The organism is Paenibacillus baimaensis (genome assembly GCF_025567575.1).
In genome coordinates, this window is sequence record NZ_JAOQIO010000098.1 from 87,938 (window position 1) to 110,335 (window position 22,398).

The window sequence follows — 22,398 nt, forward strand, 5'->3', positions numbered from 1 at the left end:
CGAGCCTCCACAGAAGGCAGAAGCGCAGGTCGCCTTTAACGCTTGGTAGCCAGCCAATCTACCAACGCCTGCGTTTCCTCTGGCTTCAGCTTGGTCCCGAAGGCAGGCATTCCGTTGCCGCCGCCAGTAATCTGCTTGTCAATCTGCTCCTTAGTTAATCGTGAGCCCACCTGCTGCAGATTCGTTTTGGGTCCCACACGTCCTTCAAGTCCACCTCCGTGACAGGAAAGGCAATTTTGCTTATATACGGATTGGACTTGCTCAGGCGCACCCACCAACGCATCATTTGAATTGGCATTTTTAGCGGCTCCAAAAGGCTCCTTACCGCTGTTTTGCGTATTGCTGCCACAGCCTGATATGACGCCAATGGCTACAATAAGAATCGCGGTTAGCATATATTGGGTCTGTCTGTTCATTGGATAACCTCCTCCGATTGTTTATTTCCTATGTACAACATCCATCCTAAAGCAATCATACTTAGTCCTCCAGCGCCACCAAGCGCCACTGAGGCCAAGCCCAAATATTGAGTCGCAACCACAAGTGTCAGCACAAACTGCCATATGCCTATATAAAGAATAGGTTTTCCAAGCCATACACCTAGCTGAGCGAGAGCAGCAGCCACAATGAAGGATTTTATCAAGGGTATAAAGGACGTATCCGCAGCGTGTACATACCCAAGTGTCCAGACCGCTACAATGAGCATAATAAGAGCCCATACCGATGGACCTGCCGGTATCGTTAATTTGGACCAGACGCCAAGACGGACATCCCTCCCTATCACAACAGCACTAGCTGCAAGCGCAATCCACAGTGGAATCGACTGCCAGGCAGCGACATTCAGCCATTGCCCGATAAATTCCAAGGTGGACGCCAGCACGGCTTGGATACCCCAGATCATTAACCATACGAGATATGGTCGTGAGCTTTGAATGTTTTGCAATACAGTCTGCTTCGGGTTCATAGCTTCAACTGATTTCATCATCTTCACACCTTTTCTGTGCATCAATTGCGATCTGCCGACATTACAAAACGATGCTTTTTGGCATAGTCACGTGGAGATACGCCGGTTACTTTTTTGAAAATACGACTGAAATAAAACTCATCTGTGTAGCCTACGCTGCTTGCTATCGATTTCAGACGATAATCCGACAGCATCAGCAGCTCCTTGGCACGGTCAACGCGGAGATGCGTCAAATAATCGATGGGGCTGTAGCCTATGTATTTTTTGAATAATCGTGAGTAATGGCTTATACTCAAGCCAGCCATTTGCGCAAGCCCTTCTAGAGTCAGAGGCTCCTGGTAGTGGCCTACCATATAATCCTGGGTTAGTTCTATAGCTGCTGTTGTGTTTCCGGCGACCTTTTGTGCGCGGAAATCCTGAATCAACGTCATGAAAAACTCCAACAGTAATATTTTACGACGCATGGCGGTCATATGCCCTCTACGCTTCCATAATATGTCCAATTGCTCGAACAAATAAATAAGCTGGGGTGTGTTGTGTACGGTGTACATACCCTCCAGAGGAAATGGCGATTCTTCAGAGCTTCGGGAAATCCACTGTTCCTTCTCGTCGAAAGTTTCCGTATAATGAAAACGAAAGAAATAGTATTCCAGTGGCTGCTCAGGATCGGTTTGCCGCTCAACCTCCATACCGGGACTGAAGGAGAAGAACTTGCCAGGGTCCGCAGGGTAATGGGTTCCATTAATCGTAAAGCTGCCTTTTCCTTTAATAATCAGCCAAATCGAATGATGACGAATCGTTCGGGGCAACTGTCGCCATTCGGGACTGCATTTTTGATGGCCGACAAGCAGCAGGGAAATTACTAGTTTATTCAGTCTGGCGGCTAGTTCACCAGGAGTCAGCATCGGTCCCACTCCTTCACTAAAAGCTGCCATTTATTATACCACAATATGTATCACCAGAAGGAGAACTCATGGACACGACACATAAACAACAATACTTTTCAAATGAACTGCTGGCGTGGTATCTTCGTCACCGCCGCGATTTGCCATGGCGTCGCAGCCGCAATCCCTATTATATCTGGATTTCCGAGGTCATGCTGCAGCAAACGCGGGTGGATACGGTCATTCCGTATTTTCATCGTTTTATCGAAAGGTTCCCTACAGTGGAAGCATTAGCTGAAGCACCGGAAGAAGACGTGCTCAAGCTGTGGGAAGGTCTTGGTTACTATTCACGGGCACGTAATCTGCAAGGGGCCGTTAGAGAGGTTCACGAACGATACGGAGGCATAGTACCCGATAATAAAGAAGAAATTTCCTCACTCCGAGGCGTGGGTCCGTATACATCAGGGGCTATTCTGAGTATCGCCTATAACAAGCCTGAGCCTGCGGTGGACGGCAATGTGATGCGGGTATTATCGAGGTACTTTTTGATTGAAGAAGATATTATGAAGCCGAGTACAAGAGGAATAATGGAAAAGCTGGCAAAAGCATTGATTCCCGAAGGAGCTGCAGGGGATTTTAATCAGGCTTTGATGGAGCTTGGAGCTATGGTATGTAAGCCGCGTTCCCCGAACTGTCTGACTTGTCCGGTTATGGAGCATTGCTCAGCCCGTGAAGCGGGGATGGAGGAGCAGCTGCCGATTAAGAAAAAGGCCAAGCCCCCACGTCCAGAGCAGCGGGTAGCTGCATTAATTACAGGCAGTGGTGATCACCAAGGTAAAGTTCTAATTCGTCAGAGACCGCAGGAAGGGCTGTTAGCCCGCATGTGGGAGCTGCCTCATACAGAGGTTCCGTTTACCTATATGGCCGCCAGTCCATCCTCGCCGGAACTTATACCAGAATCATTCAAGCTGCTGACGGACCAATTGGCAGAGGAAACGATCGGTATTATTCCGGAAAGATGGTTTATGCACGCTGAGCATACGTTCAGCCATATTCACTGGGATATGGATGTTATTGCATGCAGACTAGAGCCTGGTATCATTCCAAGCCCTGCAGGCATGCTGCTGCCTTCTCATTATCAATGGGTGGATAGCGCGACAATGGACAATTTTGCATTCCCGAACGTGTTTCTGAAAATATTGAATGCGTATTTTGCAGCCTGTACAGAGTTGTAAGCTACAGGGGGAGAAGTCTTTTCATGGCTTCCATTTTGTTAATGAAAATCATTTTTTTCTCGATGGTGATGATCTGATCCTCCTGCAGCTCCTGTAGTACCTTGGTTACGGATTCTCTGACGGTACCAGCCAGATTGGCAATCTGCTGGTGAGTCAGTTTCATATTGATCATCAATCTTCCCTGCTTAATGATGCCGTGATCCTGAGCAAGTCTGCATACGACTTTGATAATACGCATCCGTACGTCGAGGAAGGTAAGATCATAAATTTGCTCATTCGCTTTACGGAGTCTCTCCATCGTGACTTCAAGAAGTCTCAGACTCAGCTTAGGCGTTTGTTCGAGAAAATGATAAAATTCTGAACGCATTAATGTGTAGATTTTACAGTTTTCAAGCGTTTCCGCTGTAGCCGAACGGGTCAAGCCCTTTTGGATCAGCGACATTTCTCCGAAAAAATCTCCATCACGAAATAGTGCTAGAATAATTTCCTTGGCATAATCAATTCGGTAAATTTTGACGACTCCTGATTGTATAAGAAAAAATTCCTCTCCCAAATCTGCCTCGAAAAATAAAATCGTACCTTTTTTAAAATCACGCTCAACAAATAAAGGAGAAATGATCTCCAGATCACTCACTGCCAAATCTTGAAACAAGGGTACATTTTGTAACAACGGAATTAAACTTTTCATGAAAGAATTCATCTCTTTTCCAGTCTTAATGAACGAGTGCATCCTCTCCGATACGATAGATCATGATGTGTAGGTGACGGGATAAATCTATCTCTTCCGGATATCTTAGCTGCTCGCCCTGCTCATTGGTCAAAATTCTTACCACAGGCCGCTGCTTGAACGACGGGTTAATTTTGGATACAATGCCGGTTTGGCCGGTACTTAAGCGAACACTAAGGCCGACTGGATAAATAGCCACCTTATTTCGGAAAAATTCCACCTTACTCTTATCATACAACGTTCCAGCTCCGGTGAAAAGATTTTCTAATGCATGATCCGGTGGCAAGGAAGCGCGATAAGGACGTGGATTTGTCATCGCATCATAGGCATCCAATAAACCTACCCATTGAGCAAAAGGATGTACACTTGTACCGGAGAGACCTAAGGGGTAGCCGGTGCCATTCACCTTCTCATGATGCTGCAGCGCACAGTGAGCAGAGAGTAGGGGAACACCAGGTATTTCACGCAGAAGCTTGAAGCCATGCTCGGTATGCTTCTTGATTTCTTCGAATTCCAATGGAGACAAGGATGTTTTTTTGGTCAGCAGGGAATGGGGTACCATCGCATTGCCGATATCATGGAACATCGCCCCCATACCGAGAGCTTCCAAGTCAGTCGTGCTATAGCCTTCTATCATTCCGATACGAGTTGCGTAGACAGCTACATTGAGTGCATTCTGGAAAAAGTGCTCGACCATGGAAAAAGTACTTCGATTCATCACCATCAACATAATCGTGTCGTCTGAAGGACGAATATGGGATTTCAGATCGTCCTTGAGCAGACCTATACAATGATTCGCAGTTTTGGATATCTGCTGCCGTTCGCTAAGCGTCACCGATTTGGAGGAAAGCAACATTTGAAAGCTGCGAGTCAGTTGGCCGCGAATGACAAGACGTGTTTCTTCTCTTATGGAGTCCTCGATGTAGATGTCATCGGTTCGCTTGTCTTTAATGTAGATTTGCTGGAAGCCAAATTGGATCAGCTTATTGATCAGAGATTGACTGAGTTCCACGTTGTAGCCGATTAAAGTCTGACCTTCTTCAGAGATGATGGGTTTACCTAATCGCATACCGGGCTGAATCATAGAAAGAGGGAGTAATCTCATAGTATCAAATCACCTTTGCTTACTAGTAGTTTAGACACTATAACGATGATGAAATTCGGGCCACAATGGTTCTCTAGTCATGTGTCTATGTGCTACATTATTCCACAAAGATTGACATAATTCTGTGTATAATGCTACAAAAGTCAAGTGTTTATCAAATTTTGTCGCATAATGATCAAATAGTCCTATAAAACCGTTTAGAAAACCAACGGAGCTGCATCTATAGATAACGCAAAAAACCGGGAATGGAGGGTATCCAGTCCCGGTTTTACAATGTATGTCTTATTATTTACCAGCAGCAGCTGCGTAACGTTTGCCAACTTCATCCCAGTTAACAACGTTCCAGAAAGCTGAAATATAATCAGGGCGTTTGTTTTGGTATTTCAAGTAATATGCATGCTCCCATACATCCAGACCCAGGATTGGCGTGTTGCCTTCTGAGATTGGGCTGTCTTGGTTAGGCGTGCTGCTTACAACCAATTTACCTGCAGGAGTTACGGAAAGCCAAGCCCAGCCGCTGCCAAAACGAGTAGCGCCAGCTTTAGCAAGATCTTCTTTGAACTTGTCAAATCCGCCAAGCTCAGCATTGATAGCATCAGCTAATGCGCCGGATGGTGCGCCGCCGCCGTTAGGTCCAATAATTTCCCAGAACAAGGAGTGGTTGGCATGTCCGCCGCCGTTATTACGAACTGCAGTACGAATGCCTTCTGGAATGCTGTCCAGGTTGGAGATCAATTCTTCAATGGACTTGGATTGAAGATCAGGATGAGCTTCCAAAGCCGCATTCAGGTTAGTTACATATGCGTTGTGGTGACGATCGTGGTGGATCATCATCGTAGTCTCGTCGATGTGTGGTTCCAAAGCGTTGTTTGCATAAGGAAGAGCTGGTAATTGATGTGCCATTCGTAAATACCTCCTAATAGTTATGTAGATTCCAATTCAATCCTATTATCGCCTATATTCCATATAAAAGCAACATGTATGTATATTAAGTATCCACTACGCTGCTCAATCGGATTCAGACTCTAAGTCTTATTATTACAAAAGACCTATAAACTTATCCATCCACAGGACCAAGGAATTATCCAAAATATAGAAAATATGAGCACTAATACTCTTGAAAACGCTTAAAAAACAGCGCTTTCAAGAGATTATAAATCATTTGTAAAGTTTTTTGTGTATTTTCAAATAAATAAGAAGGAATTTAGCTCTATTTGTCGTATTTTATACCAGATAGAAATAAACAAAACCATGCTGTGGGGAGAGTTCCGTTGATGCTTGTTCGTCCCTTTCAATTGTCCGACTATGTTTCTGTTACTGATTTATTCAAGCACGTATTAAGCGAGGCCTGTTATGATGAAACAATGGAAGCTTTTGCAAGGCAGCTTTCTTGGGATAGCGAGCTTGTATTAGTAGCTGCCGAGAATGAACAAATCGTAGGTGTAATCGTAGGTACGATCGACAATCACAACGGCTATTATTATCGTATCGCTGTAAGTACGGAATTTCAGCGACGCGGTTTTGGTAAGGCATTGATCGAATCGATGAGACAACGTTTTGTACAGCGTAAGGTACGCAAGATCATGATCACAGTAGATGTTCATAACGAGATGGTTTTACCGGTGTATGAATCCGTTGGCTACCAGGACACCGATTTCTCACGTTCCTCACACCGCTTGAGCATCGTAAACGGATAGTCTCCGTTTTCCTAACAATACGGAGTGTTTATAACGGGCACGGTCTGTTCGCTAACAACGGAGGCTGTGTTTTTTTGTGTTGGCACAACTGTTTTCCATGAACCAGATGTGTTATCATTTACGCAGGAACGTATGATGTATAACCGAAGTAAAGTCAGAACCAACCGATATAGAATGAGGCGATAGTGAAGGATGGACTCCCATCATTCTCCTTGGGGAAAGCCTGCTGAAGTCTTCGTTGGTCTTATGTTACATATAGAAGGGTATGGACCTCATGGCGACTTTTTCCACGCATATCATCAAAAGCTTTAAGCATGACGGACACTTGCACCGAATGTGGGTTGAGAACGCTTTGGTTCCGGAATCGCTGCATCATGAATCACACAAAGCGGAATCGATGATGATCCTTATCAATAGTCAAACGAAAATTATTGAGGCGGACGGGAAAGAGTGGGTTAGCCGAATTCCAGGTGTCTCTTTTTTTATCCCCAAACAGTGGTTTAATGTAGTCGCTCTTTTGGAAGAATCGGGTGTGCGATATTACTGTAATGTTGCTTCACCTCCCTACTTGAGCGGGAACGTCATTACGTATATCGATTACGACCTGGATGTGATCCGAATGCCAGGCGGTGCTGTACATGTTGTCGATCAGGATGAATATGAGCAGCACAAGCTGATGTATCATTACTCTGCCATTGTAGAAGGAAAAGTAAAGCAGGGGCTGAATGATTTATTAAGCCGCATTCAGCTTGATCAAGCGCCTTTTCGCGATGAGTGGGTGCATTATTATTACCGAGAGTGGGAAAAGTGGAAAGGTTAAGTAAGGAATGGAGGCGTAAAATGGGCTTCTTTACTACCAAAAAATCGGAAGAACGACTATCAACAGACATGTTGGCAGCAGATCATTCAGCCGGGCTTTTGACAGAGGTCTGGAGTTGGACCAAATCCATTCTCATTGCCTTATTCATTGTGGCGATGGTCCATCAATACGGCTTTCACCTTTCAACTGTAAAAGGAGCTTCCATGCAGCCTACTCTTGAAGAAAATGAGTGGTTATTTATTAATAAAACCGTTCAATTCATAGGGAGTCCCAATCGTGGCGATGTTGTGGTCGTCAAGGAGCCGGAGGCCAGTGAGCCCCAGCCTATTTTTCTGGTGAAACGGGTTGTTGCCGTAGCTGGAGATGAAGTCTGGATTCAGCAGGGGAAGCTGTATGTTAACGGATTGTTTGCGATGGAGAGCTACACGGATTCACCTATTGAAGACGGGAGTCTGGAGCCATATACGATACCACAGGGATCGTTGTTTGTGATGGGCGATAATCGCCACCGTCTCGCCAGCTATGATAGCAGGAGCTTTGGAGCTGTGACTCTGGATAAGATAGAAGGGCGGGCGGAGTTAATTGTGTGGCCGCTGTCCAAAATCAGGATTCTTTAATTTTCAAGCGAGGTGATGCAGAACATGACGGAAGCTGTGAACCAAAGTAACCGCATGGACTGGCATCAATTGAAGCAAGACATGCGTGAGGCCGCATCAGAGCTTGGTATTGATAAAATAGGGATTTCCAGCGCTGAGCCTTTTGTGGAATTAAAATCGATTCTGCTGCAGCATCGCGCCAAGGGCTATGAATCCGGCTTTGAGGAGCCGGATCTTGATAAACGGACCGAGCCTGCGCTCAGCTTGGCAGAACCCAGAACGATCATTTCCATTGCTGTTGCTTATCCATCCAAGCTAGTTAATGCGCCGCGATCAGAGCTTGGTGCATATCGGGGTATCTTTTCCCGCTCGGCCTGGGGTTTGGACTACCATCAGGTGCTGCGCAACCGGCTGCAGCGGCTGGAGGCCTGGATTCGTGAACGCGTTCCTGATGCCCGGATGGAAAGCATGGTGGATACAGGGGCTTTGGTAGATCGAGCAGTTGCGGAGCGGGCAGGTCTTGGTTTTATCGGAAAGAACTGTTTGGTGATCACACCTGAATTCGGTTCATGGGTGTATTTGGGCGAAATGATTACGAATCTGCCTTTGCCTTCTGATATGCCAGTAACTGAAAGCTGCGGTGACTGTACGCTCTGTATAGACGCATGTCCGACAGGAGCATTGGTTGGCCCCGGACAATTGAACGCGCCCCGTTGTATCTCCTATGTGACTCAAACCAAGGGGCATGTTGAAGAAGATGAAATGAAAGAAAAGATCGGAAATCGTCTATATGGCTGCGATACGTGCCAGATCGTATGTCCGAAGAACAAGGGAAAGAACTGGACGCATCATCCCGAGCTCCAGCCGGATGCGGAGCAGGTCAAACCGCTGCTGCTTCCGCTACTCAAGATGAGCAACCGTGAATTTAAAGAGCGTTTTGGTACAAGCTCCGCTGCGTGGCGCGGCAGGAAGCCCATTCAACGCAATGCGATTTATGCACTAGGACATTTTAAGGATCAATCCGCTGTTCCTGTTCTTCATGAACTGCTTATCACAGATGAGAGGCCGGAAATCCGTGCCTCCGCCGCGTGGGCATTAGGGAGAATCGGGGGCAAGCAGGCCGAAGTGGCCATAGAAGAGGCACTTGGTAAAGAACAACACCAAACGGTTCTTATGGAGCTGGATAAAGCCTCTACGTCCTGTAAGCACTGATACAATTGATTTCTTTATCAGACTGTGGGTGTGGCATAGGCAGAATAGGCTCTGTCAAATTAAATATGGACGTGATACACACGATTTCAGCTGCTATTGTGGGCTGTTGACACGTTCGGAACGGAGACCCGATGAGATACGTACACATTGATAATGTAGAGCCAGGGGAGCATTTGGGTAGGACAATTTTTTCCGGTAATGGTGCTGTATTACTATCGGATGGGGTGCAGCTTACGGTTTATATGATCAACACCCTGAACCGCATAGGCGTTACGATGATTTACATTAAAGATCCGTTGTTTGAGGATATCGAGATTATAGATATTGTGTCCGAGGAGACGAAGCGCGCGGTCATGCAGCGGATGGGACAAACGTTTGACTCCATCCGTTCAGGTAAAGATTTTAATACACGTAATATTAACGGAAGCATTGATAGTTTGCTTGATGAAATTATGAAAAACAAAGATGTGCTGGTCCAACTGTCCGATATTCGGACCAAAGACAATGAAATGTATGTGCACGCGCTTAATGTGAGCATGATGTCTGCACTGATCGGGATTCAAATGGAAATGCCTATGAACCAACTGCGGGAGCTTGTTATTGGGGCGATGCTGCATGATATCGGTAAGGTTGAATTGATTACGGACGATACATCCGAGGATTTAAAGAAGCATCATACCTGGCGTGGGTTTGAGCTGTTAAAGAACAAACGTGAGCTAAGCCTGCTTATTGCCCACGTCGCTTTTCAGCATCATGAGAAGATGAACGGCAGCGGTCTGCCAAGAGAGATGCAGGGAGATCAAATCCACCTGTATGCACGAATTGTAGCCGTTGCCAACACCTACGATAATCTGTTGTTCGATTTGTCGCTCGGTCGGCGCATGATGCCGCATGAAGCTTGTGAGCACATGATGGTATTGGCAGGGGAAGAGCTGGACAGAGAGATTGTGATTCAGTTCTTGCGCACGATCTCAGTTTATCCTACAGGCACTTCGGTAAGGCTGTCTTCCAAAGAAACGGGTGTAGTGGTTGGACAGCACAGAGGACTTCCCGGACGTCCTGTCGTCAGAGTGGTTAAATCCGAATCAGGGACGGATTTGGAGGTCGTAGAAGTCGATCTGGCCAAGCATACAACCGTGTTCATTGATAGCGTATTACAGTGAGAACGGAGCAGCACTTTGCGGTAAAAGTGAGTTGTACCTGACCCTCTTATTTGTTAAGATACAATAATGATCAATAGTAGTGAGGTGAATAAGCAACGATGTGGGACTATATTATTCCAATACTAACTTTGCTTGTCGGTGCAGTCGGCGGATTTTTCGCAGGTGTGTATTATTTGCGCAGACAGCTTGAAAAGATGCAGAGCAATCCGGAGATGCTGCAGGAAATGGCCAAAAAAATGGGTTATAATCTAGACAAAAAGCAGCTCGGCAAAGCACAGCAAATGATGAAAAATCGAAAATTTCGTCCTTAAGTCCAGAGAGGTGGAACCAAAGTCATGCCAGCTAAAGATTATAAGAATACGAGTGTAATAAACAACCGTGCATTAATCGAGGGGCATGTCCGCGAGATTTTGCGGTTGGTTGGTGAAGACATTGATCGGGAGGGCTTGTTGGAAACGCCGGCAAGAGTAACCCGGATGTATGAAGAAATATTCGCAGGCTATGAGGCAGACTATAAGGATATATTAGGTGTAACCTTTGATGAGAAGCATGAAGAGCTTGTAATCATCAAAGATATCGTGTATTACAGCCAGTGTGAGCATCATATGGCACCTTTTTTCGGAAAGATCCATATCGGATACGTTCCAAGCGGTAAAATCGCCGGCCTTAGTAAATTTGCCCGATTGGTTGACGCGGTAACTCGTAAATTGCAGGTACAGGAGCGGATTACATCGGATTTGGCCAATATTCTTGAGGAAGAATTGACGCCTCATGGCTGCATGGTTGTTGTCGAAGGGGAACACTTGTGCATGTGCTCCAGAGGCGTGAAGAAAACGGGCAGTCAGACGGTAACCTCAGCCGTGCGCGGCACTTTCCGTACCAATGCGGCCCTCCGCTCAGAATTTTTGTCTCTACTCAAGCATTAACAACAACTAAACAGGCTAACGTCCCCCAGCTAAGGAAGGATGCTAGCCTGTTTTTTATGTCCATACCCTTGAATCTCCGATCAAGCCAGACTTTGATTCAGCTACTTGTCTTATATCCCGCTGCTAGCTGAGAGAGCTGGCTTGGTATTCATCCCCTTAAGAAATCCCATCGTCAATGATAAATAGGTTTTCTTTTGTGCTTTAAATATAAGCTCGTGTGTGTCATTAGGCGTAAGCCACAGCTGTGAGCTGGAGCCTGCAGATTGATTACGGAAAATTTCCTGAACCATTTCATAAGGAGCGCGTTGGTCCTGTTTACCGTGAATGAACAAGATCGGCATCGAGTACTGCGCTTCTTTCACTTGGTTATACGGAATTTGATTCAGACTAACACCGTTAATAAGCGGGAAAAATAAATGTACGAGCGCCAGTGAAGGGAACTTGGGCAGATTGGCTATTTGCTTCATGTTGTGATACATCGTTTCCGGCTCCAGAATGAAGGTGCTGTCCAGAATCATCCCATCGATATCTTTAGTCTGAAGCGCAGCTTGCAGAGCCGTTCCTGCCCCCATGGAGAAGCCCCATATATATACGGATTCCGCACCCTTATCTTTGGCATATTTGACGGCACCCAGCAGTTCCTGTGATTCGCGAATTCCACCGGTTGCACTGATTTCAGGTTGTACATATCCATAGTCGAACATCAGTACGTTGTAATTTTGCTTATGAAGCTCTTGAGCCAAGCTGTACAAAGGTACCCAAATTTCTTCTCTGTTGCCGCCGTAGCCATGTGAGAATATAACGGTTTTACCGATACTCGGGGAGGATGCCGCAGGGATATACCAGCCAGATAAGATCGAACTATCGTTCAAGCTTGGAAACGTAATGTCTTCGTACGCCGCTCCAAACGACAGGCTTGGATTGGAGCGCAGTGGATCGATATGAGGTCTTGCCAAGGACCAGGCAATATAGGCATGGAACGCCATCACAAGGCTGAATAGAAGCAGTAGTAGCGAAATGAGTGCAATAAGCACCTGTTTAACTCTACGCTTGACTAGAAGCGGCCGATTGAGAGCGGTTTCTAATTGTGCAGTAGTTAATTGAACGGATGGCAAGGGGTTGGTTTCCATCGAAATCCCTCCTAGTTGACTAAAATAACATGGTGTTGAAAATGCACAGCGGACGGCTATTTACTAAGACAATAGGATCCCGATGATACGTTATAAAACATTCATAGGTTGTAGTTGATTCAGCTTCTTATTTATAATAGTAAGACCGGAAACGTGTATCGTCAATCAACGGGGAGAAATGTAAACATGTTGTAATATACATGTAATAGTGGACCCAAATTCTGGATTTTAGTTAATAAACACTTTGCGGTATACGCAGACATGAGTTATACTATATGTAACAGGGTTTCATCAAGTGAAACTGAAAATCGGAGGAAATCGTGATGGAGGACGGCAAATTAACAGTGCGTGCGGTTGAGCGCGCTTTGGATATACTGCTTTGTTTTACGGATGAATCTGACCTGAGCTTGACGGAAATTGCCGTCCGCGTATCCCTTCATAAAAGCACGGTGCATCGCTTGCTGGCTTCACTGGAGGGAAAGGGCTTTATACTGCGCGACTTTGCAACGGATAAATATCGATTGGGTTTTCGAATATGGGAGCTTTCTGCCAACATGGTGCATACTCATGATCCCGCTATGATTCTGCTTCCGGAAATGGAACGATTACGTGATCAGCTGGATGAGACGATCAGTCTTTATGTATGTGACGGCTTGGAGCGGGTTCGCGTGCAGGCGGTAGAAAGCAATCAAGCGATAAGACGAGTGGCTCCGATTGGGGCAAGGCTACCATTGTATGTCGGTGCATCGAGCAAGATTCTGGTAGCCTTCGCCGAGCCGCAGCTGTTGGAGGCCCTGATGAAGGCTCACAATTTACCAACGGCCCTGGAACGGACTGTATTTCTTCAGCAGCTGGCTGAGGCCAAGGAATTGGGCTACGCAACAAGTGTAGAAGAACGAGAGCTTGGGACCGCCGCCGTAGCTGTACCTATCTATAATCAGGCACAACAGCTGGTAGCTTCATTAGCGGTCAGCGGTCCTTCTAATCGATTAACGCTGGCAAAGATGAAGGAGCATGCTCCTGTATTGATCGAAGCTGCTCGTCGAATGGGCAAGATGCTTAGATGAATGAATCCCATCATTAATCCCAACACAGCTTATCGGATTGTCGGAAAAGCTGTGTTTTTTTGCTGGACCACACATCTGCTGTATAACCCATCATGCTTATCAAGTCTGACCATAAATACAAATAAACCTCATAGACCATTGAACATGGTGTATGAGGCGTGAGCACTATGCTGTATGTTGTACAGCTTATGGATCAACAGGCAAAGGCTTTTGCTTATCCAGCTTGACAGTCAGTGTAATGGTTCCACCCTTTTTATTGATGATGGATGTGTTCCTCTGCTGTGTACGTAGTCCAACGGATTGGGCACCGCTAATCTCTAGCGTCAAGGGAAACGATTCCTGTTTATACAAATTGGCTTTACCATCTATATTGACTGAAAGGTCGACCATTTCCGTTTTATCCTGGCTTACCAGATTTATAGTGAGATACTTGTAATCCAGAGGAATGACGGCAGTTTCGATCTCACCGTCTTTTTTGACGTTTTTGGCTAAAGTGCCTATGTCATTGTTAGGGCCTTGCAGCTTGAAATAATCGCGTACCTTGACTGTTGTGGGATTGGAGCCGCTGCCCCCAGTTGTTCCTCCGTAACCTCCTGAGCCGTTGCCTATAGAGCCTGTCAGACCACCTCCGCCAGCACTGTTTCCTTGGTCTCCGGTATTGGCTTGCTCAAGGCTAATGCTGGAATAATCCGGCAACCAGTAATTTTTCTTGAGAAAGTTGTAAATACGGTTTAGGATCGTTACGGCTTCTGCGCGCGTAACTTTATCCAGTGGACGAAAATATCCATCTGCTGTTGCTGTCATAATCCCGGAAGCCTGCAGACTGGCCAGGCTACTTGATTGTGCATTGGAAAATCCATCGGTTCCAAAACTGCAATCGACCGCGTCTGTTCCCATAAATAAAGAGGGTAGAACCCCGTTGCTGGTCGTGATCTGGACATTCGCGTTATCCAATCGACCGTCTGCTTTCGCAGCCGCATCATAATCGTCTTTATTTTTGAAAAACTTCACAGGCACATCTCTGAGGCTTGCTGTAACGGAACACACATCGTTAGAGCTTAATCGCCGATCGATCAAACGCGTATCGAAAAACGAATACAGCATGTTAGATAGCTCTAATCGGCTTAGTTCTGTATCTGGCTGGAAGGTCAGTTGTCCATCCGAAGCAACTCCATATACGCCCCACTGGAACGAATAGTTGAAAATTTCCGAAATAGGCTGATAAGCCCAATGCTGTGTAGTTACATCGGCAAATCCATTAATTTTTTGCTGTCCTGTTGCCGTTAAATTAGGACGATACGTATTAAATAGCTTGTAAATCATTTGAGTCCATTCTGCTTTGGTAATTGTCTTGTCTGGCCGAAAAGTTCCATCCGTATAACCTGTCAGCACCTGTTTTTCCGCCATTACATAAATGGAGCTTACCGCCCAAGCCTTCTGCTGCATATCGATATCGCTGAACGAAACTTGGGCTTTGGCTGACGGGCCGGGCACAATTAAAGCAATGGCCAGCAGCCATGCAGCCGATTTCATCTTTTTAACGTACTTGTTTATCATGTTCCAATCCTCCAATCTCTCCCATTATATCGGTAAAACTTAGAAGAAAGTTGATATTTGTATTGCAAGATTGTGAGCGGGGAACTTTTTTCAATGATTGTTAAAAAAAATATGCTCTCAAGCCGATATAAGTATCATAGTCTATTGGGGAAATTCTGCTTTCAGGTAAATAATGCTAGAGGGGTTAGAATTAGGGTGGTGATGGTAGGACGAGTTCGGGGAAAGTTGGAGCCAAATTACGATTTATAAATAAGGAGCGATTGCATTGAAATACTTGAAACACATGAAGAAATTAATAAACTTTACGCTTATGTTTGCATTGCTGGTGTCGATTCTTCCGTTACCTGCGGCTCAGGCAGCATCCAGTTTTTTTATTCCTGACGACGCGTCACTGGCGGTAACAGGCAATATGGATATTTCCTCCACGCCTGCTGCACGCGCCAACCTGAATCGGACGACAGCGAAAGTTACGAATGCAGGCACTCTTTCTATTACAGGTTCATTTCAGCAAATGACCGGCAGTACCTTGACGTTAACTGTCGATCAAATCGTTTCGATCAACAATACAGCCTGGACAGCGCAATCCGGCAGAACCTTTAATACGTCGGTCGGTGCTACCAATAATCGGTTTCAGATTAGCGGCGTTCAGTTGTTTCCCGGTTACAATCGTCTGACCTTTAACGGGTCACAGGGCGGTGCCACGAAAACTGATGTGTTTTACGTGTTGTACGATACGGCACCGTTAATTAATACATTGCAAATTACGTCGAATAACCAAAACTATGATTTGAATGAGAGCACAGGCTTGGTTCTGACGAATAGTGTAGCTTACATTCAAGGGAATGCAAGTAATGCAACTAAAGTAACGGTTAATGGGCAAAGCGCTTCAGTTCTAAGCAACGGGCTCTATTACGCTCCTGCAATTACATTAACTCCCGGGCTGAACAAATTCGATATCACATTGTCCAATAACACGGATTCCGTTAATGTAAAGCGTCAGGTGTATTACTATGACCCGACTCAACCTTTCACTGCAGTCAGTATAACTGAAGGAGCGGAAACAAAGGATATACTGGGTACAATTCCGACCTTAACGGACCCTGCTGGCACAGCATCACTTACGATGGAATTGCTGTATCCATTCCAGGCTGAAACCTTTGATAATACGAATGTAGGTATTACTATAAACGGGCAGGCTGTAAGCATACTTCCTGATCCTCCCGCCCCTGCTCCCAAAAATACTGTAGAAACGGTGATTACCAATACGTATGGCGATCCTGCTTATAAATTGGTCAAGTTTAAGACTACTGTATTTAATCTGCCGGCTACAATCAATGATCCAAGCTCCACACAGCCGGTTATCGTGTCTCTAACGTATCCGACATTAGCAGCGGCTCCTATTGCTATTGGTAAAGCTTTCAGCTTCAAGCATGTTACGGGAACAGTAATCAGAGGTGTTGAGTTACTATCGCCTGAATATACAGGTGGTGCTGTTGACGACAGTACTTCTGCGGTTCCTTTCAATGGTTCAAGTGTAACCGGATCGGATTTTTATATTATGGTTGATCCATCACAACCTTTGACTGCGGCTGGTACTCCTAATGAATTAAAAGTAGCCATTCAGCCTCTTGGAACCGTAACTCTGGGAGTAGCCCTAACGGCGATTGTTCCAACTGGTACGGTTAATGCAGGCAAGCAGATATATAAAATAACTGGTTTGCCTGAAGGTACCCAGACATTGGCGTTCTCCGCTGGAACAGCTCCGGTTTCCTATACAGGTAAAATTACTTTCGTAGCCAAGCTGTACGTCGATCTGGATAATATCTACAATGACCAGGTATTCAATATTAATTCTTCAGCAGCAACGGTTCAAAGCATCACGTTAAAAGGTAAAATCATCGGTTTTGGTAACAGCATGCTGGCCAAGCAATTAATTATTAATAATACGAGTGTTCCATTTCCAAATATTTCTGCAGTACAGCCAGATGGTTCATACAATATCGACCCAACTGATTTAATCATTGGTGACTCCGATCTTGCCACACCGGGCGTACAACCAGGACCACTCTTCACAGGACGGAACGTGCTCAAAATTATTGTCGACTATAGCGATAACGCACTTCCTACGCCGGGTGTTTTACGTAAGTACACGAAGGAAGTTACGTTCTATGTCGTGGATGAGAACACACCTAACATCAATATCGTTCGTCCGCTAACGCCTCCGAATGGGCCGCGCGGAGATATCAGCAGTACAGACCCAACTGTTTATTTACCGGCTTCACCAGAGCTAATTTTAAGTAATAACACTTATACGACAACATTGGCTAAATTCGACTTTTTCATTGAAGGTGCAGGGGCGAATCTTGTCACTGTCAGAGAAGGCCAGAATCTGATGTATACGGGTACTCCTACACCAGGCTCTACTGCTGGTAATGCTTATTACAGCTCGGTTAACTATGATGGGACAACAAGCGGGTTTAAAATTCGAATGAATGATGTTCCCTTATCTGCCGGAACCCATGTGTATACGATTGAATTCACGAATACCGCTGGTGCCAAGGTAAACCAGACGCTTACGGTTATAAGTCAAAGCGTTCCATATCGGTTGCTTGCGCCTATTGCTAATACAGGTGAAGCGATCATTGTAAATAAGAATTTCATTACTTTCGATGTGGAAGCGGTTGGAGCTTCTGATGTGAAGATTAACGGAAATTCTGCAAAGCCTCGTACAGACGTTGCGAATCGTTTTGTTTACACGTTAACAGGTTTAAAAGGTGACACTGACAATAAAATCAATCTGGTAGTACAGAATGGTACTAACCAAGCCAAGGAAACGATTACTGTTCGCTATGTAACGAGTAATGGTGTAGGCGCCATGTTCATGGAACCGCTTGGCACAAAGCATGATGTATTCAACAAAAATCTGCAATTGACTTTCCCTAAGACAAACGTGCTGCGCCGCGTCATTGATGGAAAGATTGAGCCGACAGGTAATATTCTGTTCGGGATTGCTGATCCTAAGAATGGTAATACCGATCTTGTGAATGATTATAATCAAAAATTGGGAACGGATATTGACTACCGGACACCGCAAACATCACAAACTGTCATCCCTATCGACAGCTCGTTATCCACGCAGTTCTCGAATGATTTGGGTCGTGACCATTTTACAAGAGTATCAGATTATTTCTGGATCTCCGCAGGACTTGGTGAGCAATCCAAGGTAGGAGCTTCTGATTATAAATACGTTACAGGTGGATTAGCTCCATATTCCACAGAAGGAACCTACACGCGTTATAACAATTATGCCAATCGTAAAATTTCACCAACTGACCGTGGAACGTTAACCCTTAAATACAATGATGCTGTAGTGGATCAATCAGCTACGGAAGTAACGGTATTTTATTTGGGAGACGATGGAATTTGGAGAAATATTGGCGGAGAAGTCAATATTAAAGCAAAAACGATTGAGGTTCCATTTGATAACTTCGGATACTATATGGTTGGTAAGCTGAAATATGGTTATGAGGATGTATCCAATCATGAGTGGGCAAGGAATATTTTGCAAACACTGCTGGCTAAAGGGTACATGCCTGCACTTCGCAGCAACGATTTTGGAGCTTCTGATTATGTAACACGTGGTGAATTTGCTGCTTTACTTGTTCGTTCATTAGGTATGAGATTAAATTATGATGATAAAAAGACATTCTTCGATATCATTCCAGGAAGCCGTTCGGCCACATGGAATTATGAAGAAATCGAAACAGCTGCAAGGGCTGGTATTGTTCAAGGATTGAACGATCTCGTATTTGCACCGGATTTACAATTAACACGCCAAGATGCTGCGGTGATGATCTCACGCGCATTGAATGTGAAGCTGGCCGTTAATGATGATAAGCTCAAAGCGAAAATTGAAAAAGCTTTTGCTGACAGTGACTCCATCAATAATTACGCTCGCTCGGCAGTTGATGCATTAAACTCTGCAGGAATTATGGTCGGCAGCAATGTCGTATCACCAATTCCTTCCAAGAACAAACCGCTTGTCAACTTCTATCCTTTAGCCAATATGACAAGGGCTGAAGCAGGACAAGTTGCTGTACGATTGCTGCAAAAATATTTGAAGGCTCTGCCAGCTAACCTGTAGGTTGTAGGTAGGTAAAAGCATTGCACTTGAAATAAGCAACGGGTAACGGTTAATTACAGAACGACTGGAAGAGGAGGCTGTTTCCTTAAGCAGATTGTGTGCTTACGGAACAGCCTCCTCTTTGTGTTCTTCACTATCGGTATGATAACTCACAAATAAAGAGGCTATCCCTGAAGTCTATGGACCTCAGAAATAGCCTCTCATACATTATGCTATTTGCCTCAATTTATTCAGCGATCATTTGGCGAAGGACCGTTTGGAGAATACCGCCATTGCGATAGTAATCAATGTCAACCGAGCTGTCCAAACGCACAACGACTTCAAAGCTGAAGCTGGTTCCGTCCAGACGAGTAGCAGTAACTGTTACATCCTGACCCGGCTGCACATTGTTATCCAAGCCTGTAATATCAAAAGTTTCAGTACCTGTAATACCAAGTGCACTCCAGCCATGTCCTGATTTGAATTGAAGAGGAAGCACGCCCATACCTACGAGGTTCGAGCGGTGAATACGCTCAAAACTTTCAGCAATAACGGCTTTAACACCCAATAGGAATGTACCCTTTGCCGCCCAGTCACGGGAGCTGCCTGTACCGTATTCTTTACCTGCAATAACGACAAGATTCGTGTCTTGATCCTGATACTTCATGGAAGCATCATAAATCGATTCGACTTCACCTGTTGGAAGGTAAGTAGTTACGCCACCTTCAGTTCCTGGTGCTACCTGATTACGAATACGAATATTAGCGAATGTTCCGCGCATCATGACTTCATGGTGACCGCGGCGGGATCCGTAGGAGTTGAAATCTTCTTTTCTAACGCCATGCTCCATCAAGAACTTGCCAGCAGGACTGTCAGCCTTAATGTTACCAGCAGGTGAGATATGGTCGGTTGTTACCGAATCGCCAAGCAGTGCCAATGTTTTTGCACCATGGATATCAGCCATATCGGCAACTCCATCGCCTAAGCGCTCGAAGAAAGGAGGATTTGCGATATAAGTCGATTTTTCGTCCCACTCGTACAGATCACCCTCAGGAACCTCGATCGCATTCCAACGCTCATTAGCACGGAACACATTTGAGTACTTCTCACGATAAATGCTTGGGCTCATGGCTGTAGCAATAGCCTCTTGAATCTCTGCATTGGATGGCCAAATATCTTTCAAGTAAACAGGTTGATTGGCTTGGTCATAGCCGATTGGATCGTTAGCCAGATCAATGTTAACCGTTCCAGCCAGAGCATAAGCGACAACTAACGGCGGGGATGCCAAATAGTTAGCTTTGACTTGAGCATGAACACGGCCTTCAAAGTTACGGTTACCGGATAGTACGGCAGCCACGGTCATGTCGTTATCAGTGATTGCTTGACTTACTTCATCCGGCAAAGGACCGGAGTTTCCGATACAGGTGGCACAGCCGTAGCCTGCAACGTAGAAGCCCAAAGCTTCAAGAGATTCCAGCAAACCTGCATTTTTTAAATAGTCAGTTACAACCAGCGATCCTGGAGTCAAGCTGCTTTTTACGTAAGCAGGTTTTCTTAAGCCGCGGGCAACTGCCTTTTTGGCTACTAAACCGGCACCGATCATAACGCTTGGGTTGGAAGTGTTGGTGCAACTGGTAATAGCGGCGATAACAACAGCGCCTGTACCCATTTTGCTAACATCGCCATTGGCATGCTGTACATCAATAACTTCTTCGATTTTGGCGTCACTTAAGCCGTAACCGCCTTTTTCGATCGGTGTGCGAACAATATCATGGAAGGCTTGCTTCATGGAAGTTAATTCAACACGATCCTGTGGACGTTTTGGACCTGCCAAGCTTGGCACGACTGCTGACATATCGAGCTCAATAACGTCACTGAATACAGGGTCAGGTGTATCATCAGTACGGAACATGCCTTGTGCTTTATAGTAAGCCTCAACCAGAGCGATTTGATCATCCTCACGGCCAGTTCCTTTTAAATAATTAAGTGACTCGGAGTCAACAGGGAAAAATCCTACTGTAGCACCATATTCGGGAGCCATATTGGCAACTGTTGCACGGTCAGCCAGACTGATATTGCTAAGACCAGGGCCATAGAATTCAACAAATTTACCGACAACACCTTTTTTACGAAGCATTTGTGTAACAGTTAGGGCCAAATCGGTAGCCGTTGAACCTTCTGGAAGATTACCAGTCAGCTTGAAGCCAATAACTTCAGGTGTGACAAAATACAAAGGCTGTCCAAGCATACCCGCCTCAGCTTCGATACCGCCAACTCCCCAGCCTACGATACCAAGACCATTGATCATCGTTGTATGGGAATCCGTACCTACCAGTGAATCTGGATATACTTCAGTATCGCCGTCGATTACCTTGGTGGCAGCTACGGAAGCCAAATACTCGAGGTTAACCTGATGCACGATACCTGTAGCTGGTGGAACAGCACGGAAATTGTCAAATGCCGTTTGAGCCCAACGAAGGAAACGATAACGCTCTTCATTACGCTCGAATTCAATATTCATATTGGTTTCCAAAGCGTCAGCGGTACCAAAAGCATCGACCATAACCGAGTGGTCAATAACCAAATCAACAGGTACAAGCGGATTAATTTGCTTAGGATTTCCACCAGCAAGCTTTACCGTATCTCTCATAGCGGCCAAGTCAACTACAACCGGAACCCCTGTGAAATCCTGCAAAACAATACGAGCGGGAATAAAAGGAATTTCCTTCTCTTCTCTGCCTTCAGTCCAGGTTGCGATTTGTCTTACGTGCTCTGATGTGATAGCTCTGCCGTCAAACTGACGAACAGCTGCTTCGAGAAGCACCTTAATGGAAAAAGGCAGCGCGGAAATATTGCCGTGTCCTTGGTCTTGAAGTCCAGGCAAACTGTAGTATTGGTAAGTTTTACCATTAACTTCGAGCGGTGTACGTACTGAGTAATGATCTTTTCTAGCCATGTGTGAATGTCCTCCTTTGAATGATAAGTCTGTATTTCAGGATGAGCCATTGTCCAAAACAACTTCTGTTTCATGGAATGAAACAAGATTTCATAATTGTTATAAGTTAAGTATACATGCTGCGGAAGGCTACGTAAAGGTTAAATTGAATCATTATCAGACGTATTCCTTCATATATTGGAATCATTAAGGTATGTGCATGAGCTTGTCCTGACTGTGATACAAATTGGATGAAAATC

19 protein-coding genes are annotated in these 22,398 nt (G+C 45.3%); 10 read left to right on the forward strand and 9 right to left on the reverse strand.

From position 1 onward, the window contains the following. Window positions 1–35: 35 nt before the first annotated feature. The 3 genes from OB236_RS28640 to OB236_RS28650 are packed head-to-tail and all read right to left on the reverse strand — an operon-like array spanning window position 36 to window position 1,866. Window positions 36–416: a c-type cytochrome gene (locus OB236_RS28640; protein ID WP_262686972.1), complete on the reverse strand. Its 381-nt coding sequence runs from the start codon at window positions 414–416 to the stop codon at window positions 36–38. After that, the gene (locus tag OB236_RS28645) at window positions 413–979 is read right to left on the reverse strand and encodes a hypothetical protein (RefSeq protein WP_262686973.1); all 567 of its coding nucleotides are present in this window, start codon (window positions 977–979) and stop codon (window positions 413–415) included. The genes OB236_RS28640 and OB236_RS28645 overlap by 4 nt, the downstream gene beginning before the upstream one ends. Window positions 980–1,002: 23 nt before the next feature. Beyond that, window positions 1,003–1,866, reverse strand: coding sequence for an AraC family transcriptional regulator (locus OB236_RS28650; RefSeq protein ID WP_262686974.1), 864 nt, complete (start codon window positions 1,864–1,866; stop codon window positions 1,003–1,005). 68 nt (window positions 1,867–1,934) lie between these two features. On the opposite strand from OB236_RS28650, the gene mutY reads away from it, so the two are divergent. Then, window positions 1,935–3,080: an A/G-specific adenine glycosylase gene (mutY, locus tag OB236_RS28655; protein WP_262686975.1), complete on the forward strand. Its 1,146-nt coding sequence runs from the start codon at window positions 1,935–1,937 to the stop codon at window positions 3,078–3,080. Between the two features lies 1 nt (window position 3,081). Here mutY and OB236_RS28660 read toward each other — a convergent pair whose 3' ends face one another. From OB236_RS28660 to OB236_RS28670, 3 genes are all read right to left on the reverse strand, one after another. Next, entirely contained in the window at window positions 3,082–3,768 is a 687-nt protein-coding gene (locus tag OB236_RS28660; protein ID WP_076230323.1) for a Crp/Fnr family transcriptional regulator, read from the reverse strand. 25 nt (window positions 3,769–3,793) lie between these two features. Continuing rightward, a complete protein-coding gene (locus OB236_RS28665; protein ID WP_262686976.1) occupies window positions 3,794–4,912 on the reverse strand; it encodes an HD-GYP domain-containing protein in 1,119 nt (372 codons plus the stop codon). 285 nt (window positions 4,913–5,197) lie between these two features. Continuing rightward, window positions 5,198–5,815, reverse strand: a complete 618-nt coding sequence (locus tag OB236_RS28670) for a superoxide dismutase (protein ID WP_076230321.1) — start codon at window positions 5,813–5,815, stop codon at window positions 5,198–5,200. 371 nt (window positions 5,816–6,186) lie between these two features. On the opposite strand from OB236_RS28670, the gene OB236_RS28675 reads away from it, so the two are divergent. The 7 genes from OB236_RS28675 (at window position 6,187) to folE (ending at window position 11,326) form a co-directional block, all read left to right on the forward strand. Further along, window positions 6,187–6,609, forward strand: a complete 423-nt coding sequence (locus OB236_RS28675; RefSeq protein ID WP_076230320.1) for a GNAT family N-acetyltransferase — start codon at window positions 6,187–6,189, stop codon at window positions 6,607–6,609. A gap of 274 nt (window positions 6,610–6,883) precedes the next feature. After that, the gene (locus OB236_RS28680) at window positions 6,884–7,429 is read left to right on the forward strand and encodes a DUF402 domain-containing protein (protein WP_076230319.1); all 546 of its coding nucleotides are present in this window, start codon (window positions 6,884–6,886) and stop codon (window positions 7,427–7,429) included. A 20-nt stretch (window positions 7,430–7,449) separates the two neighbouring features. Then, window positions 7,450–8,046, forward strand: coding sequence for a signal peptidase I (lepB, locus tag OB236_RS28685; protein ID WP_076230318.1), 597 nt, complete (start codon window positions 7,450–7,452; stop codon window positions 8,044–8,046). A 24-nt stretch (window positions 8,047–8,070) separates the two neighbouring features. After that, on the forward strand, window positions 8,071–9,237 hold the full coding sequence (gene queG, locus OB236_RS28690; protein WP_262686977.1) for a tRNA epoxyqueuosine(34) reductase QueG: 1,167 nt from the start codon (window positions 8,071–8,073) through the stop codon (window positions 9,235–9,237). A gap of 131 nt (window positions 9,238–9,368) precedes the next feature. Then, window positions 9,369–10,400 (forward strand): HD-GYP domain-containing protein, encoded by a 1,032-nt coding sequence (locus tag OB236_RS28695; RefSeq protein WP_262686978.1) that lies wholly within the window; start codon window positions 9,369–9,371, stop codon window positions 10,398–10,400. Window positions 10,401–10,498: 98 nt separating this feature from the next. Next, window positions 10,499–10,711, forward strand: a complete 213-nt coding sequence (locus tag OB236_RS28700; protein ID WP_076230315.1) for a YneF family protein — start codon at window positions 10,499–10,501, stop codon at window positions 10,709–10,711. Window positions 10,712–10,735: 24 nt separating this feature from the next. Next, the gene (gene folE, locus OB236_RS28705; protein ID WP_076230314.1) at window positions 10,736–11,326 is read left to right on the forward strand and encodes a GTP cyclohydrolase I FolE; all 591 of its coding nucleotides are present in this window, start codon (window positions 10,736–10,738) and stop codon (window positions 11,324–11,326) included. Between the two features lie 110 nt (window positions 11,327–11,436). On the opposite strand, the gene OB236_RS28710 is transcribed toward folE, so the two are convergent. Then, window positions 11,437–12,456 (reverse strand): alpha/beta hydrolase, encoded by a 1,020-nt coding sequence (locus tag OB236_RS28710; protein WP_262686979.1) that lies wholly within the window; start codon window positions 12,454–12,456, stop codon window positions 11,437–11,439. Window positions 12,457–12,779: 323 nt separating this feature from the next. Between OB236_RS28710 and OB236_RS28715 the strand changes: the two genes are divergently transcribed. Next, window positions 12,780–13,523: an IclR family transcriptional regulator gene (locus tag OB236_RS28715; RefSeq protein WP_076230312.1), complete on the forward strand. Its 744-nt coding sequence runs from the start codon at window positions 12,780–12,782 to the stop codon at window positions 13,521–13,523. 186 nt (window positions 13,524–13,709) lie between these two features. On the opposite strand, the gene OB236_RS28720 is transcribed toward OB236_RS28715, so the two are convergent. Continuing rightward, the gene (locus OB236_RS28720; protein WP_262686980.1) at window positions 13,710–15,080 is read right to left on the reverse strand and encodes an S-layer homology domain-containing protein; all 1,371 of its coding nucleotides are present in this window, start codon (window positions 15,078–15,080) and stop codon (window positions 13,710–13,712) included. Between the two features lie 265 nt (window positions 15,081–15,345). Here OB236_RS28720 and OB236_RS28725 point away from each other — a divergent pair, with 265 nt between their 5' ends. Beyond that, window positions 15,346–19,224 carry an S-layer homology domain-containing protein gene (locus OB236_RS28725; RefSeq protein WP_262686981.1) on the forward strand — a complete coding sequence of 1,293 codons (3,879 nt, stop codon included), beginning with the start codon at window positions 15,346–15,348 and terminating at the stop codon, window positions 19,222–19,224. 226 nt (window positions 19,225–19,450) lie between these two features. Here the strand turns inward: OB236_RS28725 and acnA are convergent, their stop codons facing one another. Next, window positions 19,451–22,159, reverse strand: a complete 2,709-nt coding sequence (gene acnA / locus OB236_RS28730; RefSeq protein ID WP_262686982.1) for an aconitate hydratase AcnA — start codon at window positions 22,157–22,159, stop codon at window positions 19,451–19,453. Window positions 22,160–22,398: the final 239 nt, after the last annotated feature.

Coding starts and splice junctions, on each gene's coding strand:
- OB236_RS28675 (WP_076230320.1), top strand. CDS start 6,187: ATGCTTGTTCGTCCCTTTCAATTGTCCGACTATGTTTCTGTTACTGAT.
- OB236_RS28660 (WP_076230323.1), bottom strand. CDS start 3,768: ATGAAAAGTTTAATTCCGTTGTTACAAAATGTACCCTTGTTTCAAGAT.
- OB236_RS28650 (WP_262686974.1), bottom strand. CDS start 1,866: ATGCTGACTCCTGGTGAACTAGCCGCCAGACTGAATAAACTAGTAATT.
- acnA (WP_262686982.1), bottom strand. CDS start 22,159: ATGGCTAGAAAAGATCATTACTCAGTACGTACACCGCTCGAAGTTAAT.
- OB236_RS28645 (WP_262686973.1), bottom strand. CDS start 979: ATGAAATCAGTTGAAGCTATGAACCCGAAGCAGACTGTATTGCAAAAC.
- OB236_RS28700 (WP_076230315.1), top strand. CDS start 10,499: ATGTGGGACTATATTATTCCAATACTAACTTTGCTTGTCGGTGCAGTC.
- OB236_RS28665 (WP_262686976.1), bottom strand. CDS start 4,912: ATGAGATTACTCCCTCTTTCTATGATTCAGCCCGGTATGCGATTAGGT.
- OB236_RS28710 (WP_262686979.1), bottom strand. CDS start 12,456: ATGGAAACCAACCCCTTGCCATCCGTTCAATTAACTACTGCACAATTA.
- OB236_RS28695 (WP_262686978.1), top strand. CDS start 9,369: ATGAGATACGTACACATTGATAATGTAGAGCCAGGGGAGCATTTGGGT.
- mutY (WP_262686975.1), top strand. CDS start 1,935: ATGGACACGACACATAAACAACAATACTTTTCAAATGAACTGCTGGCG.
- OB236_RS28640 (WP_262686972.1), bottom strand. CDS start 416: ATGAACAGACAGACCCAATATATGCTAACCGCGATTCTTATTGTAGCC.
- lepB (WP_076230318.1), top strand. CDS start 7,450: ATGGGCTTCTTTACTACCAAAAAATCGGAAGAACGACTATCAACAGAC.
- OB236_RS28720 (WP_262686980.1), bottom strand. CDS start 15,080: ATGATAAACAAGTACGTTAAAAAGATGAAATCGGCTGCATGGCTGCTG.
- OB236_RS28670 (WP_076230321.1), bottom strand. CDS start 5,815: ATGGCACATCAATTACCAGCTCTTCCTTATGCAAACAACGCTTTGGAA.
- OB236_RS28715 (WP_076230312.1), top strand. CDS start 12,780: ATGGAGGACGGCAAATTAACAGTGCGTGCGGTTGAGCGCGCTTTGGAT.
- queG (WP_262686977.1), top strand. CDS start 8,071: ATGACGGAAGCTGTGAACCAAAGTAACCGCATGGACTGGCATCAATTG.
- OB236_RS28680 (WP_076230319.1), top strand. CDS start 6,884: ATGGCGACTTTTTCCACGCATATCATCAAAAGCTTTAAGCATGACGGA.
- folE (WP_076230314.1), top strand. CDS start 10,736: ATGCCAGCTAAAGATTATAAGAATACGAGTGTAATAAACAACCGTGCA.